We start from the raw sequence: 16,224 nt of genomic DNA, 5'->3' as shown, positions 1-16,224 counted from the left end.
CTTCAATCAAAAGCGGGTCGGCCTTCGAGGATGCCGCCGTCGGCGCTCATGGCCATGACCCGGCCGGAGTGGGCGAAGATGCTGATGAATGGCGTCTCCCACCCCGCGCGATGCGCGCAATTCCATTGCGCGTCCCCCGGGGGCTGCACCCACAATGCGCCGGCGCTTCCGACCCACACGCGCCCCGCCTCGTCGATGGCCGCCGCGGAAAGGTCCGGGCCGCCCTCGATCTGGCTCGGCGTGCTCCGCCGTCCCTCGAATCGCACGGCATTGCCGCCGGCCCCGACGATGATGCCGAGCGCGGCGTCGCTGCGCGTCGCGGAGGCCAGATAAGCGCGGCACGAGGGCGCCTTGACGCGACGTACTTCCCAGGCGAGCGGATCATAAATGGCGGCGAATCCGTCGCGGTCGAGCGTCCGCCCGGTGACGAGCCAGCGGCGGTCGTCGAGCCTCGAAATCGACGTGACCGAAGCGGCGCGGCTCAGCGAGGCCGGCTTCAACCATCGACCCCCGGCGAGGCCATGCAACGTGGGCGGTTCGTCCTTGCGCATGCCCACGAGCACCGCGAGGTCGTCGACGTCGCCGCTCGCCAGGACGAACCGCACCTCGGGATCCGGCCCGACGAGCAGCTTCGAGGCCCCGGCGCTCGTGCAAAGCGCGGCCGTGGCGCCGTCGCCGCCGACGAGCCACCTCCCCGCGTCGAGCCGCAGCACGAAATGGATCCCCTTTGGCGACAGCGGCTCGGGCGCGGCCAGGGCGCGGAAATCGAATCCATCCCAGAAAGCGAGCCCCTCCGAAGTGACGGCCAGGCATCGCCCGTCGCCGTCCCACGCGACCGCACGGACGACGCGCTCCTCGTCGGGAGCGCGCCTCGTCGAGAAGACGCGGATCTCCTGGGGCGCGAGGTCCTGGAGCAGGCTCCTCTGCCGTCGCTTCGCCGAGCGTGAAATCGGTCCCCCGTGCCGGAGCGAAGGGGCGACCATCTGCGCGAGCAGGCGCGGATTCGAGGGCCGCTCCTGCTCCTCAAAAGCGGTCGCGCGGGCGAGCGCGGCGTCGATGGCAGCGCACGCATCGGGTCGCGCGCGGAGGTCCGGATGGAGCCATCCCGCCTCCGCGAGCCGCCTCCGCGCGGCCCCCTTCACGACGGCCGTGTATTCGGACGGGTACTCGAACTGAAAATAATCCTCGCCCGTGAGGAGATAATAAACGACCGTGGCGAGGGAAAACACGTCGCTGTACGGCCCCACCGTGCGCACGAGGAGCTGCTCGGGAGCGGCGTGCCCCGGCGTGCCGACGAGCATGGCGCCGAACGTGGCCGCCATTCCCGTGGGTCGAGCGATGCCGAAATCGGCAATCTTGAAGATCTCCTCGGCGCCGAAGCCGCAACAAAGCACGTTGGCGGGCTTGATGTCCCGGTGGATCACACCGACCTCGTGAATGGCGGAGAGGCCTTGCGCGAGGCACTCGACCGCGTGCGCAGCCCGCTCCGGATCGAATGCGTACCCCGTCCGATCGACAGCGCGGGCCATGCGCTCCTCCAGCGAGGTCCCTTCGGCTCCGCCGTGCACGTATTCGATGGCGAGCCACGGAACGGCGAGCGACTCGGTCCCGTACGGGGCGTGCAGCGTGCCAGTATCCACGAGGCGAACGACGAAGGGCGCGGGCGGCAATCGCTCGTTCAGGCGGCCGAGGGCGACGGCCTCTTTCCGGACCGCAAGCAAGGCAGCCCGGTCCGTGCTGCGAATCATTTGGGGACGAAGGATCTTGAGGACGACCGGGGTTTGACTGTCGGGGGCGATACGCAGCGCGAAAAACGCGAGCGACATGCCGCCATCCCCAATCACACGCTCGATCCGGTACGACACACCGGAACCCATGTCCGACGCGATCGACGTTCCCTCGAGCAGGCTTGCGAAGTGTTGATCGGCCCGGTCGCGCACGATCGAAGGATACACGGCCCGCGCATCCGCCGGACCAATTTTGCGGCCGCACGAACGAGCGGCGAGGGTTATTCTCCGACGGACGGAAATAGAAAGCCGTGGGGCCTTCCACGGGCTTGGCGCCTCGCTGGGGCTCTGCCCCAGACCCCGCGGGGGCTGTCCGCCCCTCGACCCGGACCAGCGCAAGCGCTGGACCCGGGGTCGATGAACTGCGCGATGCGCAGTTCATCGAAGAGGCCGAGTCAAGACCGCGAGCGACCCTGCCGGCCAAGGCGGCAGCGCCGGCCATTTCAATCGGCACGGTTTTCCCCGTCGCCAGCGTGAAACTTACCTCGACGGTCTTGCCACCGGCCCGTTGGAAGAACTGCGCGATGCGCAGTTCTTCCACCTTCGGTCCAGGCCGTGCCTGGTCCGGGTCGAGGGGCGGACAGCCCCCGCGGGGTCCGGGGCAGCGCCCCGGCGCAACGGCGGCAAGCACTCTGCTTCGGCCGTGGTAATGTCCCGGGCATGAAAATCGCCGTCCTGGGGCCTGGTGGAATCGGCAGCACGTTCGCATTCGAGCTCGCGCGAGCGGGGCACGAGGTGACCGTGGTCGCGCGTGGCAAGCGCCTCGAGCAATTGCAGCGGGACCGGGCCATCGTGACCGTTGCGGGGGAGCGCGCCGCGGTCAGCGTCAACGCGACGCTCGACACGACCACGGAATGGGATCTGGTGCTCGTGACGGTCCTCGTCTCGCAGGTGGACGTGGTGCTGCCGGCGCTCGCATCCAGCGCGGCGAAAACCGTGATGTTCATGTTCAATACCTTCGAGCCGCTCGGCCGTCTCCGCGATGCCGTGGGCCCGTCGCGTTTCGCGTTTGGCTTCCCCGCGATCCTGGCGACCCTCGACGACGGCAAGCTCGGGTCCGAGATCGTCACGCGAGGCCTCCTGACCACGGTGACGGATGCGGCCTGGGCCAAGGTATTCACGGACGCCGGCATTCCCGCTGTCGTTCACGCGGACATGGAGAGCTGGCTGCGGACCCACGCGGCCCTGGTCGTGCCCGTGATGATCGCCAGCGCCACGGCGCATGCGCGCCGCGCGGGCGTGTCGTGGAGCGAAGCGACGCGCCTGGCACGCGCCATGGACGAAGGGTTTCGCCTGGTACGCCTGCTCGGCAACACCCTCACGCCGACTCCCGTGGCGATGGTGAGCCGCTTGCCGATCCCCGTGCTGACCTCGTTGTTATGGTCGATCAGCAGAATTGACCAGGTCCGCAAAACGGGCGCCGCTGGCTACGGCGAGCCACGTGCGCTGATCGACGCGATGGCTGCCGCAGCACCCGGTGAGATACCTGCGCTGCGCGCGATCCGCCCCTGAACGCTCCGGGCCGTCATCGATCCCGCGGCCCCGGCCCACGGAGGGCACGCTCGGCCGCGCACCGCACCTCGGGATCCGGGTCCTTCTGCAATTGCACGAGCGCCGCGGTGCATGACTCCACGACCTCGGCTCGACGGCTCCCCTCTTTTATCGCCGCGAAGGCCTGCACCAGCTCGCGGCGCAGCGGAGCGAATGCAACGAGAGCCTCGAGCACGGGCAATGCCTCCGAGGCCGCCGCCCCCATTCGGCTGAGAGCGATCACCGCGCCCGTACGAATCTGAAGGTCATTCTCGCAGGGCACACCCCAGGCGTTCTTCCAGGTCCCTCGGGCCGCCTCCACGAGATACGGAATCGTGGACGGCCCCAGTTGTGCGAGCTCTTCCGTGGCGAGCGCGCGCTCCGCCGGCGCGTTCAGCTTGGCGATGATGGCATCGATGCCCACGAGAGGGACGAATGTCATGGCCTTCGTTAGATAGCACGGAAGGGAGGCTGCGGCGCCTGGGACTCGTCCCCGAAGGCATGCGATCTCTGGTGTGGGCGACCTTGCACGTGATACCATCCAAGGCGCCATGGCGGCGCACCCATTTTCTCTACCGTTCCGGCGCGACGATCGGTTCATCGGCCGCGCATCCGAGCTCGCGGAGATCCACGCGGCCCTCCAGCGCAGCAACGTCGTCGTCGTGCGCGCCGCGCGCGACGCGGGTGGCGGGGGCATGGGGACGACGGCGCTCGTGATGGAGTATGCCTACCGCTACCGCGAGGCATACCAAGGCGTGATCGGGGCGGTGCACGAAGGCAAGCTCGGAGGACGCCGCTGGGACACGAACCCGTGGGACGCGCTCTCCCCACGCGCCCCCGCGCCGTGGGGCGCCCGCGACGTGCGCCGCAGAATGAGGCACGCAATGCAGCAGCAGCAACGCTCGGAGCCGCCCATCGGGCTCTTCGTATCCATCGGCGGGGCCTTGCCGTCGAAGAGCCCCGCGCAGATAGCCGGGGCCGGCAAGGCGCTTTTCACCACGGATGGGTATGATCTCGCGCTCTCCTCCACCACGGTCGACATCGGTCCCCTGCAGCGGCGCGACGCCTTTGCATTGCTCGGGCCTTGCGTGGATCGTGATCCCCACGGCGCGAGGGCGCTCGTCGATGCGACCCAGGGAATCCCGCTCGCGCTCCGCCTCGTGGCGGCGACGCTCGACGAGGCCCCGGACCGACCCCTCCGCGACATCTTGTCCTTTTTCTCGACCCAGGACGACACGGAATCGCCCCAGATCGCAATGGCCGGCGCTTTCCGGCTCGCGTGGGACGCCCTCGCGAGCGAGGATGCCCGGCGCGTCCTCCGGCTCCTCTCGCTCTTGCCGGCACGAATGGCGGTCTCGATGGCGCCCATCCAGGCCCTGCTGAGCGAGGACGGCGACGACGCGGATCGCCTCGCGACAGGCGTCTCCTTGCTGCTCCGGCGAAAGCTGCTCGAGGAGCGAACGGATGGAAGGGTCTCGCTTCACCCTCGAATCGCCGAGCTCGTCAAGGCCACGGTGCTCGACGTCGAGGCGTTCGTCACTGCGTGTGACGAGCGCCTCTCATCGCGACTGGCCGATCTCGATTGGCTCGAGGAAGCGGTCCACGTGCGCGGGGTGCAGGCGGTCCTCGAGAACGCCGATGCGGTCGGCTGGCTTCATACGCGTAACAACCTCGGATACGTGCACTCTTCCGCGAGCCGCCCGATCGTCGACCTCCTCCGGCGCATCGCGGAAAGGCGCCGCGACGCGACACGCACGCGCACGCTCTTCCTGCAGCAGATCGCGCTCGCAGACGCCCTGCCCCCCCGGACGGAAGGCAAGCTGACCGAGCTTTGCGTGCAGGCGCAACGCCGGCTCGAGGAGCGCGCCGAGCCGCACTTCCAGCTCCGCACGCAGGCGGGAACGCGATCTGGCGCGCGGGACAGAGCCGGGGACTGGAACGCTGCGGCCTTTTGCCTGGACGGTTGCCACGCGATCACCGCGGCGCAGGGCGGACACGTGGCGATTTGGGACGCCGCGCGCGGGGAAACAGTCGAGGAGCGATCGCTCGATGCCACCTTCCACCGCGCGCCCGTGATCGCCCCGGAAGGCCTCGTGCTCGCGGGGCAGACGAATCACGGCATCGAGCTCTTCGACCTGACGGACGGCGCCTCGCTCGGCGTGGTGACGAAAAACCAAGGCCAGGTCGCCCTCACGCCCGACGGGCGATACCTCGCGATCCTGGGATCGGACGCCACGGTCTCGCATTACGATCTCCGCAAGCCTACGCCCCCGCGGCAAACGCGGATCGAGAAGGCCACCTTGAGCCCCTCTCCCCGCGCGCGAGCCTCGAGGATCGCCCTCTCGAACGACGGGCAACGCGTCTTCGTGCTCATGGACGACCGTAGGCTTTGCGTCTGGGATGTGGCGAAGGAGAGGTACGAACTTCATACCCACGTAGATCCCAGCGCGCTGCAACCGACGATGCCCGTCATGCCATTTCACGCCCTGCACGACGAGGCGAGGCTCGTCGTCTCCGGGGATGGCCGGAGCGCCATTTCCACGCTGCCCGACCAACTCGTCGCCTGGGAGCTCGCACCCCGGGTCCACGGCCGTGTCCTTCTCGAGCTGCCCGACGAATTGCAATCGCTGGCCTTGACGGGAGACGGCGGCTTCCTCCTCGTGATCGCGGAGGGTTGCGTGCTCATCTGGGAGCGCGTCTCGGGACAAATCGTCTCCGTGGCTCCCGTCGAGGTAGGTTATGTCTCCCGCAGCGAAGAGATACCGCTCTCCGTCTCGCGCGACGGCCGCATGATCCTGGTCGCATTCCCGATCCCGATCTTCCTGACGTGGCACCGTCACGACAGGAATCAATGAAGGTCACGCCTCAAGATGGATGAAATGCACGCGTGACAGAAGAAAGACGTCGATCTCGATGGTTCCCACGGCTTGCGGAGGTGGGATCGGGTATTTTTCGAGATCCCCTCGGCCGATGCTCGCGAGAATGATGGTCCGACCGTCGGGCGTCATGGCAGCGCAGTGCCAGCGATCGTGGACCCTGAACGGGAGCAAAAGCTCCGCTTCCAGGCGGACGGATTCGGCATTCCAGACCTGGAGGTGGGTCCCCAGCGTCGCCACGAAGCGGCCATTGGGGCTCGCCGCGACGACGTTGCCCCGCAAGGGGTGCGTCGCCTTCGAGATCGATCTCGCAATCGAGCCTCGATTCATGTCGACGAGCACCGCCCCCCCTTGCCGCGAGCCGAACCATACACGACGACCGGAGCACACGGCGACGACCCTCGCTGTGGGTTCGACGCTCCCGTCGAGCTGCTGGACAACGGCGCCCGTCGAGAAATCCACGAGCTCGAGCGCCGCGCCTCGACGGACGAGCACGTGATCCGGGTCGACGAAGGTCACCCATCCCTTCCCGGAGTCGCGGTCGATGCGGACGACCTGCGCAGCTTCCAGGTCCCAGAAGAGACACGTCGCGCGCGGGCCCTCCTTTCGTAGGACCAGCGCGCGACGGCCGTCTTCCGAAATCGACACCGGCGGGCCATGCCCGGACGGCACCTCGAACGTGCGCACGAGCGCCCCTCTCGCCACATCGAGCACGTGCACCTCGCCCTCGGCGACAGCGCACATGATCCCTCCTGCGGCCGTGAAGAAGTCGTACGGGCGCTTTGCGCCGTCGGGCAACCGCAGCGTCCGTGTGGGCTCGCCCGTCTTCACGTCCCACACGATGATCTCCTTCCCGGACGTCGTCATGGCAAGCGCTCCGTCCGGCGTCATGTGGACGAAGCTGAGCTCTTCCTCGCTCGGGGCCGCCGGACCCTGGCGCTGATCGTACCGGGCCACCGGACCATGCTCGACATCCCAGGCGAGCACCATGTTATCGGCTCCCCCGGTGACCACCGTCCTCCCATCGAGGCTCGCCGCGACCGCCGTGACACGCCCGGTATGGCCCGTCGTGCCATAATATTGATGGAGATACGGCGTCCCTTCGGGCCGATGGCGCAGGAGCTTCCGCCGAAGCTCTCCCGTTTCGAGGCTGTAGACCCTCGCCACGGCGTCCTTCTGGGCGACGACACAATGCGTGCCTCCGGCGGCTACGGGCGCGGGATCCATCACCGGCGTGGCTCCGACCTCGCATACGACCGCGCCGCTCTCCACGTCCCTGAATCGCAGCCCGCCGAAGGGCCCTTTTGCGTGTACGAGCGTCCGCGAAGGTGTACGTGAAAAACCGAGCGGTGATTCGTGGAGACCGATGGATCGAACGACGGCGCCGGAATCCACGTCGAAGAGCCATATCGTCCCGCGCGGCGAGGCGACCCTCACCAGGCCGTCCTCGGAGAATGCCAGCGCCGCGACGGACATCGGCCACCCCGCGAGCCCGGCATGAGGGGACAAGGACCGCAAGGGCCGCCCGCTCCGTGTATCCCAGGCGCAAATGAATCCGTCCTCGGCCGCGGAAACGGCGCGGCGCCCGTCCGCGGAGATCGCCAGGGCATACACGGGCGCGGAGTGCCCTTCGAGCATGCACCAAAGGCGAAGCTCGTCGAGATCCCATACCTCGAACGCGCCATCCTCCGCGGCCGAGAGGGCGATCTTCCCATCCGCCGAAATGGCGAGGCGACGCAGAGGCGCCGACCGGCCGCGAAGCTCCGCGAGCAGGCGCCTCGTCTCGACGTCGTACGCGTAAAGCGAGCCATCCGCCGCGCCCGAGACCGCCCGCCTTCCGTCGTCCGACACGGCCACGGCCGTCACCGTGGCATCGTGAATGCCGAGCACCTTCGGCTTCGCTTGCTGCTGATACGTCCGCCTCCGCAGCCAGGGCACGTTCGCCTCGCGCAGCGCCGCCTCCACGCGTTCGAGGACGGCACCACACCCGAGCTCGTGGGCCGCGTCCCGTACTTGCGCGAGGAAGCGCGGGTATGGAGCGAGCGCGCCCTTCGTGGCTTGGGTGGTTTGCCCGAGAGGTCTTCCAAATCGATCCGTGTCGGGTTTGTCCACGAGGCGAGGCGCTTCGGTCTCCAGCGTCTGCGACAGCTCGGCGAGGAACCTCGGCGTAGCGGCAGCGCCCACTTGCGCGAGTCGTCGGACCTCGGCGACGCCGGCGGCGACGCCCCGCTCCTCGATCTCCCGGTAAAGCATGGGCATCTTCGATAGCCAGGTCGTGACGCGGCCGAGGCACTCCGCGACCCACACAGGCTCGACCCCGAGCACCACGCGCGCGGCGTTCCCCGCGATTCCCGGACGAAGGCTGGTCGCTTCCGGTGTCGATCGGGGAGACACGAGACCATATCGATCGAGCTCCGCCAAAACCTGGGCCATGTCCCCGACAGGCATGTCCAGGAGGCGCCCGAAGGCGCGGAGGGAGAGAGGCTCTTCCGCGAAGCCCGCGGCCGCTCGGAGGAGGTCCCGCGCATTCGGCGACAATCCCTCGACCACGAATGCGAGCAAGGCCCGAAGCGCGAGCTCGTGGGGCCTCGCGACGGAACCTTCCGCTGGCATCCGCCCGGCCAACGCCGCCAGGGAGCCTCGCCCATCGCCCGTAAAGCGTGCCGCGAGCACACGGCCCGCGACATGCGCCGGGGCTGGCATTCCCTCGAACGCGCGCGTGACGGCCTCGGCTGCGGCGCGGATCTCGGACGAGGGTTCGAGCAGACCGGCCGAACGAAGGAGCACCTCGGCGGCGTTCGCCTCGTCGAGCGGGCCGAGCCAATGCGTGCGATGGGTGCGCCATTGCGGCAGTCGGGCTACGTGGATGATATGGTGGCGCGTGATCTCCTCCCGCCTCCCGAGGCGTGGCAAATTCATGTCGAACCAGCGCCGAACCGTGTATTCGCGCTCGACCGTCGTCTCGATGATGAGGAGGCTGCGCGGGCGTCCTCGAACGACGCGCGAGAGCGGCGATGTCGAGTCCTCGAAGGAGTCGGGCCGGCGATGAGCGCCCGGGTTGGGCGCGCCGATGTGCCGCTCGATCTGCGCATCGATATCCGCGATCCCATCGAACCAGAACACACCGCCGGGGTAGGAATCGCGATGACGCCGGGCATACGCGGCCGCGAGCTCGGTCTTCCCGATCCCCGCGGGCCCCGCGATGCCCACCACGACGGCAGACGTGTACCCGTGCGAGCTCGCGGCGAAGAGAGCCTCGTGCAACGCAGCGAGCTCCCGATCACGCCCCACGAACGACGAGTTTTCGGGGATGGGCACGCCGAAGGGTATCACCATCGGCGGCTCCGGCTCGGGCACCGGCAGGGCGGGCGTGCGCGCCGGCTGCCTTGGGGAAGCCGCCGGGGGCATTCCCGTGTATCCGCGCGCCAGGATGGCGCGCTGCCGGTCGAGGACCTTCTGCGTCGATCCATCCGCGGACTTCGCGCCGTCGGACGTGAACGAGCACGTGGGCATCCTCTCCGACGTCGTCGCCTCCTCCCCTTCCCCGGGATCCAGATAAAGCTCGAGCGCGACCTCCGCCGGGTGTCGGAGCGCCTCCAGCGCATTCGACAGCTCGGTGGCGTTTTGAAAACGAGCGTCCGGAAGTTTGGCGAGGCACTTCGTGATCACCGCGTCGATCTGATAGGGAAGCTCCGGCCGCAGGCGGGTCGGCGGCTCCGGCGTCGCGTGCAGGATGCGATGGCCGATCTCGGTCACGTTGTCCGCCGCGAAGGGCGCGACCCCGGTGAGGAGCTGATAAAACACGGCGCCGAGCGAAAACAGATCGCTGCGCGCGTCGACACGCTTGGCGGCCGTCAATTGTTCCGGCGACATGTAGAGCGGCGACCCGAGGAACGCGTTCGTGCGGGTGAGCTCGAGCTCCCCCTCCCCGGCTTTCGAGATCCCGAAATCGATGAGCTTGATGGTCGGTGGCTGGTTCGGGCGCTGGGCCAGGAAGAGGTTCGAGGGCTTGATGTCGCGGTGCACGACCCCGAGCGCGTGCGCGATCGAGAGGCCGGCGCAGGCTTGGATGACGTATTGCAGCGCCTCCTGAAACGGGAGCGCGCCGCGGCGCTCGAGCACCTGGCCGAGGTCCTTGCCGTCGAGGTACTCCATGAGGATGTAAAGCTCGCCGGTGACGAGGCGCCCCACGTAATGCACCTCCGCGACGTACGGCGACCGGATTCGCCTAGTGATCTCCGCCTCGCGCCGGAACCGCTGCTCCGCCGCGAGTTTTCCCGCCCGCTCCCCGACGAGCAACTTGAGGGCAAACAGCTCGTCGTGCCCGGTATCACGCACGGCGAGGACGATCCCCATCCCTCCTTGGCCGAGGACGCGCTCGACGCTGTATCGGACGTCGAGCACACGGCCCACCCAGGATTCTTCGTCGGTGGTCATGACTGGACGAGACTGTCAGAACCCTGACCCCGCCGCAACGTGGACGCGACGGGCCGCGCCACCGGCGTGGCCGCAATACCACCAAAGTGGTATCGACTCGCGTGGCTGAACGGATAGCCGACGGGGCATGAAGCGCGAAGGTGCGAAGTCAACCTGGCCCGTCGAAACCGAGACCGGTCTGTCCCTCCGCTCCCACAAGATCCATGTGGAGTGCATTCGTGGCCCGCTCGCCGGCAAGGTGTACGAGCTCAAAGGGCCCGAGGCGCGCATCGGAAGCGGAACCGATTGCCACCTCGTCATCCCCGACCGAACCGTCAGCCACGTCCACGTCTGCCTGCGGATCGAAGGGGACGCCATTCGCGTCCTCGACATGAAGAGCCGCAATGGCACCTACGTCGACGATGTGCGGATCAAGGACGCCTATGCAAGGCCCGACTCGACGATCGTGCTCGGCGCGTCGGCCATGCGGCTCCGCATGCTCAAGGACGAGATCGACGTGCCACTCTCGGAGCACGACCATTTCGGTGGCCTCCTCGGGCGGAGCATCGTGATGCGGCGCGTCTATGCGCTCCTCGAACTGTTCGCGGTCTTGGAAGGGACGGTGCTGCTCGAAGGCGAGACGGGCACCGGGAAGGAAGTAGCCGCCGCGGCGATCCACGGAAGGAGCCCCCGAAAGGATCGACCGTTCGTCGTCTTCGATTGCTCGGCCGTCCCGGCAAACCTGATCGAGAGCGAGCTGTTCGGGCACGTCTCCGGCGCCTTCACGGGAGCCGTGAGCTCTCGCAAGGGCCGATTCAAGGAGGCGGACGGCGGCACGCTCTTCCTCGACGAAATCGGGGAGCTACCGCTCGAACTCCAGCCCAAGCTGCTCCGCGCGCTCGAGACGCGCGTGATCCGCCCGCTCGGCGCGGAGAAGGACTGGCGAGTCGACGTCCGCATCATCGCCGCGACGAACCGCGACCTCGCGATCGAAGTGGACAAGGAGCGCTTCCGCGAAGACCTCTACTATCGCCTCGCCGTGCTGCCCGTGCGGCTGCCGCCTCTGCGCGAGCGTGTGGAGGACATCCCGCTGCTCGTCCGCCATTTCGAGAAGGAGTGGTGCAGTCGACCGAACCCGCCCGCGCCGCTCCCCGACGCCATTCTGGAGAAAATGAAGTCGACGCCGTGGCCGGGCAACGTGCGCGAGCTCCGGAACCGCGTCGAGCTCCTGCTCTCGCTCGGGTTGCCAGGCGCAGCCGGCGTCGCGCAGAGCGGCGGCGGAGCGCCGTCCACGCGTGTCGACGTGGACATCCAGGTCCCCTACCACGTCGGCCGCGAGAGGCTCGTCGAGGAATACACGAAGGCTTATTTCATCGAGGCGCTCCGGCAAACCGATGGGAACGTATCCCGAGCCGCGCAGCTCGCAGCCGTGGGAAGAGCGTTCGTGCAGAAGGTCATGAAGCACCACGGCATCACGCGCGGGGGGGAGTAACCGTGTTCTTGCATGCCAAACGCCCCGAGCGCGCCTAATTCCGTGATCCCCCCTTGACGCGGCCGCGGCTCCGATCCTTCCATCCCGCGATGGAACGACCTGCAGGTTCACGCAAACTCGCGATCGCTGGGTGGGTGCTCTCGGGGCTCGTCGCGCTCTTCATGGGCGGCGTCAGCGCGGCTGGCAAATTCATCCAACCGCCGCCGCCAGCCGTCCTCGAGGGGGCGCAGCACCTCGGCCTCCCCATCGAAAAATACCCGGCCATCGGCGTCGTCGAGGTCGCCTGCGTGATCCTGTTCCTGATCCCGCGCACGGCGTTCGTCGGGGCCATCCTCGTCGCGGCCTACCTCGGCGGGGCCACCGCGATCCACGTGCGCGTCGGCGATCCATGGTTCCTCCCGCCCCTCGTCGGCGTGATCGCGTGGGTGGGCTACGGCCTGCGTCGGCCCGACGTCATTCGAGCCGCATTCGCGGCGCCGCCGAAAACATCGAATTGAGGCGCTGCGCTGAGGCGTTGCCCCAGGCCCCACCAGGGGCTATCCGCCCCTGGACCCGGACCAGCGCAAGCGCTGGACCCGGGGTCGATGAACTGCGCGATGCGCAGTTCATCGAACAGGCAGGTCAAGACCAGCGAAGGCCCTGCCAACCAAGACCGCCGTGACTGGCAACGCCGTCTCTGGTCTTGCCACCGGCCTGTGGGAAGAACTGCGCATCGCGCAGTTCTTCCCCCTGAGGTCCAGGGCTTGCCCTGGTTCGGGTCGAGGGGCGAACAGCCCCCGCGGGGCCCGGGGCAGCGCCCCGGCGCGACGCCTCGCGATGAGACCAGGCCTCGCGCCGTGACGGAAGCGCTACTGGCTTCCGGGCAGATTCACGTCGTCTTCGTCTGCCTGCAAGAGGCCTCGACGTCCGGCGGCGAAGAGGACGTCGTCGCCGTCGACGAGCAGGGTGGGCTGCGGCTCCGGCCAGTATTCGGAGAACGTGCCTTGCGGGATGTAGAAGAAGCTTAGCGCCTTCAGGTGATTGGGCTTGGCCGCCACTGTGAGCACGCCGCCGGGGACGTTGAAGAAGAGATTGTCCCCACGGGCCCCCTTGAGCCCCATCCATGATTGAATGAGGGATTGCGCGCGCACGTTGTACCCGCGCACGCCGGAGCCCGGAGCCGGCTTCAAGAGTGTGACTTTGCTCCTCGCATCCCACGGCTGCCCGAGGGGCAACGGCCAATAAGGCTTCCAGGCGAGGCTGTGCGTCACAGTGGGCCGGCCGTCCTCGTCCGCGACGACGGAATGCACCTCGCGGCCGGGGAATCGCTGATAATTCTTCAGCTCGGCGAGGCCGTCGTCGAGCTCCACCCGGGCCACGGCCGACTCCAGGAACGCGTCGCCCCAGACCGGATCGCGCGTGATGAGCTCGTCATCGTCGACCCCGACGACCTGCCCGGGCACGTTGATCTTCGATACGACTGGCTGCCCCGGCTGCCCGAGGTCGATCTTCTCGACGAAATATCTTGCGTGCGGCCGGGGATCGCCCGGCTTCGTGGCCGGCGTCTTCGTCGTGATGTAGAGGTCCTCGCCGTCCGAGAACCTGCTGACGTATTCTTCGTCGGCTCCGAACGTGATGGTCGGACGCACCACGGGGTGCGCCGGATCCGAGAGATCGAGCACGCCGACGCGGGCGTTCCGCGACTCGCGATATGCGGTCCCTTGCTCGCAGTAGCCGTTGATGTACGGCTGCGCCGTCTCGAAATCGGCGAGCACGCAGGTGGGGTCGGCGCCGACGTGGTCGGTGCATTGCACGAAGCCGCCGTCGCAGGCGAATTGTCCCGTGCCGAGGGGCGCCTGGCAATGCATGCGGCCCGTCCAGTACGTGCAGCCCTCCTCGCCGTAGCAATTCGTGTACTGGTCGATCGGGTAATACCAGCAACTATCGACGTCGCCGACGGTCGTGTACGTCGCGTCAGGGGGGATGGCCACGAAGCTGAGCGACGCGTGCGTCGCGTAAATGCCCGGCTCCCCGTTCCCGGAGAACGGCAGCCCGGTGGCCACGAAATCGCCCAGCGACTTCGGGTGCAGCGGATTGGAAAGGTCGATGGTGGTGATCGTGTACTCTTGCCAGTTCGAGATCCGCACTGCGGTCAAGAGATGGCCGACCTTGTAATAATACGCGTTCGGCGGCACCTCGATGCTCGCGAGCGTCTTCGCGTATTGCGCGTCTCCCGATCCGGAGATGACCTCGACGCGCGCCTTCACGGTGGGCTTCGACCAGTAGGTCGTGTCCTCCGGGTTCTGCACGCGCACCCGGTAATTGCCGTAGCGGTAGATGCCGACGTAATTCGGCGCGAGGAAGAGATGCCCACGCGTCGTAGGATTGTCGACGTCGCTGCGGTCGTACAGGCCGAACTCGGTCGCGGTCAGGCCCGCGGCGCCGGTGCCCGAGGTCGGGAACCCGCGGAGCATGCGGCTGTTCAGCGGGAGGAGCCCGCGGCGCGTGACCGTGCTGCCCGAGAACGTGAAGAGCTGCACGCCGGCGGTATAGGGGACGTTGCCCCAGTCGCCGCTGTTATACGCCACGAGCGCGAGCCCCGTCTCGGTCTCGCCGCTCGGCGCCTGCACGTTCACCGCGTTCTCGGCCACGGCGAACGCGCGCGTATTGGCGGCGAGCTCTGCTTCCCCCTGCCAGTTGGTGGTGGCCGGGTCCACGGCGGCGCGCGCGAGCAGCGGATTGGAGCTGTTCGTGTCGTAGAGGCTGACCGCGACGTGGTAATACCACGTGCCGGTCCGACCGGCGCTGACCAGGCGGCTGCCCCCGAAGACCGAGCGGAAATGGTCCTCCAGGCCTGGCTGGGACGACGCCCCGAGCGCCGCCACGTGCCCCGCCGCGTCGACGGAGAACGCGTGAAGGGTCCCATTCTCCTCGAGCGTGGTCGAGATGTACGCCTTGTCGTCGGTGAAGAACGCGCCGTGAATGGCCTGGCCGGGCGCGAAGTCCGTCTGCTCGATCAGCGTGGGGTTTCCCGGTCCCGACGCGTTCCACGTCTGCAGGTGCACGCCCTGCGTCTCGCTGTCGAATTGCGGCCCTGAAAACACGCGGAGCGTCGAGCCGCGCAGATCCACCTGGGCCTCGTTGAGAAGGCCCTCCGGCGTGATGACCTTGCCACGCAGGCTCAGCGTGCCGCCCGCCCCGATGTCGATGATGCTGACGTGATTCGCCGGATCCTGGACGACCCTCGCGTTGTGCACCGCGACCAGCGCGCCGCTCTGGAGTGCGAGGCCCCGCAGGGTACCGGGGAAGCCGACGGTGCTCGTGTGGGAGAGCCCGTTGCTCGTCAGCGCGAATCGCTTGATGTAGGTCTGATGTCGCCCCTCGGAGTACCCCGTCCCTGGAACGGGGAAGAAGCCGTACTCGGTGGTGCCCACGTAGAGCACGCCCCCATTCGCGCCGCTCTCGAAGCGGCTGGCCTTGACGCTGCCCGAGAGCGCGGTCCGCGAGAGGACCTCGGGGTGCTCACGATCGCTGATGTCGACCTCCAGAATGGCCGCGTTCGTGCTGCCCTGCATGGCGATTCGCGCCGGATCGGGTCGATAATCGTGCCCGCCGTCCAGGAGCACGAGTGCGCGATCGCCGCTCACGTGCATCTGGACCACGCTCCCCGCAATTGGCAGGCGACCCACGATGCGCGGGTCGTCCGGGTCGTGCACGTCGATGACTAGCAGGCCGCGCCAGGGGTTCAGGTCGAGCACGTACCCGTCGCCGAGCACCTCGTAGATGTCGCCCGGCGCGTTCGTCGTGCTCGGCGCATCGAGCGCGCCCTTTGCCGCGAAGGCCTGCTCCTCTTCCTCTTCTTCCTCCTCTTCTTCCTCTTCGCCCCATGGCCAGACGTATGGAAGCGGATCGCCGGAAAGGAAGGACGTCGGCCCCTGGATCTTCGCCGTGGCCTCAGCCGTCTCCGTTTCTTCCGAAGGTTTCTCCGTGCTGGTCGTGCATCCCTGCCCGACCAGAAGCAGCAGCGCGGCCGAATACCGCGCAGCGCGCGCGACTCGGCCGTCTTGCGTGAAGGTCCTCATGTTCGTAGTCTCCTGTCTCCGCCCATCCCATGGAATGGAGGGGCGATGGCCCCACCATGACA

Annotated in this window: 8 protein-coding genes; 4 read left to right on the top strand and 4 right to left on the bottom strand. The window is 67.9% G+C overall.

Features of this window, described 5'->3' with window-relative positions; all coding sequences use genetic code 11:
• Nucleotides 1–2: 2 nt before the first annotated feature.
• Nucleotides 3–1,955: a protein kinase domain-containing protein gene (locus tag KEG38_RS37585; protein ID WP_272425249.1), complete on the bottom strand. Its 1,953-nt coding sequence runs from the start codon at nucleotides 1,953–1,955 to the stop codon at nucleotides 3–5.
• Between the two features lie 492 nt (nucleotides 1,956–2,447).
• Between KEG38_RS37585 and KEG38_RS37580 the strand changes: the two genes are divergently transcribed.
• Entirely contained in the window at nucleotides 2,448–3,299 is an 852-nt protein-coding gene (locus tag KEG38_RS37580) for a ketopantoate reductase family protein (RefSeq protein ID WP_272425248.1), read from the top strand.
• A gap of 13 nt (nucleotides 3,300–3,312) precedes the next feature.
• On the opposite strand, the gene KEG38_RS37575 is transcribed toward KEG38_RS37580, so the two are convergent.
• Entirely contained in the window at nucleotides 3,313–3,759 is a 447-nt protein-coding gene (locus KEG38_RS37575) for a hypothetical protein (RefSeq protein ID WP_272425247.1), read from the bottom strand.
• A 109-nt stretch (nucleotides 3,760–3,868) separates the two neighbouring features.
• Between KEG38_RS37575 and KEG38_RS37570 the strand changes: the two genes are divergently transcribed.
• Nucleotides 3,869–6,172, top strand: coding sequence for a WD40 repeat domain-containing protein (locus KEG38_RS37570; protein ID WP_272425246.1), 2,304 nt, complete (start codon nucleotides 3,869–3,871; stop codon nucleotides 6,170–6,172).
• A gap of 3 nt (nucleotides 6,173–6,175) precedes the next feature.
• On the opposite strand, the gene KEG38_RS37565 is transcribed toward KEG38_RS37570, so the two are convergent.
• Nucleotides 6,176–10,630: a protein kinase domain-containing protein gene (locus KEG38_RS37565; RefSeq protein ID WP_272425245.1), complete on the bottom strand. Its 4,455-nt coding sequence runs from the start codon at nucleotides 10,628–10,630 to the stop codon at nucleotides 6,176–6,178.
• A 127-nt stretch (nucleotides 10,631–10,757) separates the two neighbouring features.
• Between KEG38_RS37565 and KEG38_RS37560 the strand changes: the two genes are divergently transcribed.
• Nucleotides 10,758–12,101, top strand: coding sequence for a sigma 54-interacting transcriptional regulator (locus tag KEG38_RS37560; RefSeq protein ID WP_272425244.1), 1,344 nt, complete (start codon nucleotides 10,758–10,760; stop codon nucleotides 12,099–12,101).
• A gap of 89 nt (nucleotides 12,102–12,190) precedes the next feature.
• The gene (locus tag KEG38_RS37555) at nucleotides 12,191–12,598 is read left to right on the top strand and encodes a DoxX family protein (RefSeq protein WP_272425243.1); all 408 of its coding nucleotides are present in this window, start codon (nucleotides 12,191–12,193) and stop codon (nucleotides 12,596–12,598) included.
• Nucleotides 12,599–12,949: 351 nt separating this feature from the next.
• On the opposite strand, the gene KEG38_RS37550 is transcribed toward KEG38_RS37555, so the two are convergent.
• Entirely contained in the window at nucleotides 12,950–16,162 is a 3,213-nt protein-coding gene (locus KEG38_RS37550; RefSeq protein WP_272425242.1) for an LVIVD repeat-containing protein, read from the bottom strand.
• Nucleotides 16,163–16,224: the final 62 nt, after the last annotated feature.

Origin of the sequence: Polyangium jinanense, from assembly GCF_028435265.1 — a bacterium.
GTDB classification, from domain to species: domain Bacteria; phylum Myxococcota_A; class Polyangia; order Polyangiales; family Polyangiaceae; genus Polyangium; species Polyangium jinanense.
This window is presented reverse-complemented; position numbering and strand designations above follow the sequence as displayed.

Coding starts and splice junctions, on each gene's coding strand:
- KEG38_RS37575 (WP_272425247.1), bottom strand. CDS start 3,759: ATGACATTCGTCCCTCTCGTGGGCATCGATGCCATCATCGCCAAGCTG.
- KEG38_RS37550 (WP_272425242.1), bottom strand. CDS start 16,162: ATGAGGACCTTCACGCAAGACGGCCGAGTCGCGCGCGCTGCGCGGTAT.
- KEG38_RS37555 (WP_272425243.1), top strand. CDS start 12,191: ATGGAACGACCTGCAGGTTCACGCAAACTCGCGATCGCTGGGTGGGTG.
- KEG38_RS37580 (WP_272425248.1), top strand. CDS start 2,448: ATGAAAATCGCCGTCCTGGGGCCTGGTGGAATCGGCAGCACGTTCGCA.
- KEG38_RS37565 (WP_272425245.1), bottom strand. CDS start 10,630: ATGACCACCGACGAAGAATCCTGGGTGGGCCGTGTGCTCGACGTCCGA.
- KEG38_RS37570 (WP_272425246.1), top strand. CDS start 3,869: ATGGCGGCGCACCCATTTTCTCTACCGTTCCGGCGCGACGATCGGTTC.
- KEG38_RS37560 (WP_272425244.1), top strand. CDS start 10,758: ATGAAGCGCGAAGGTGCGAAGTCAACCTGGCCCGTCGAAACCGAGACC.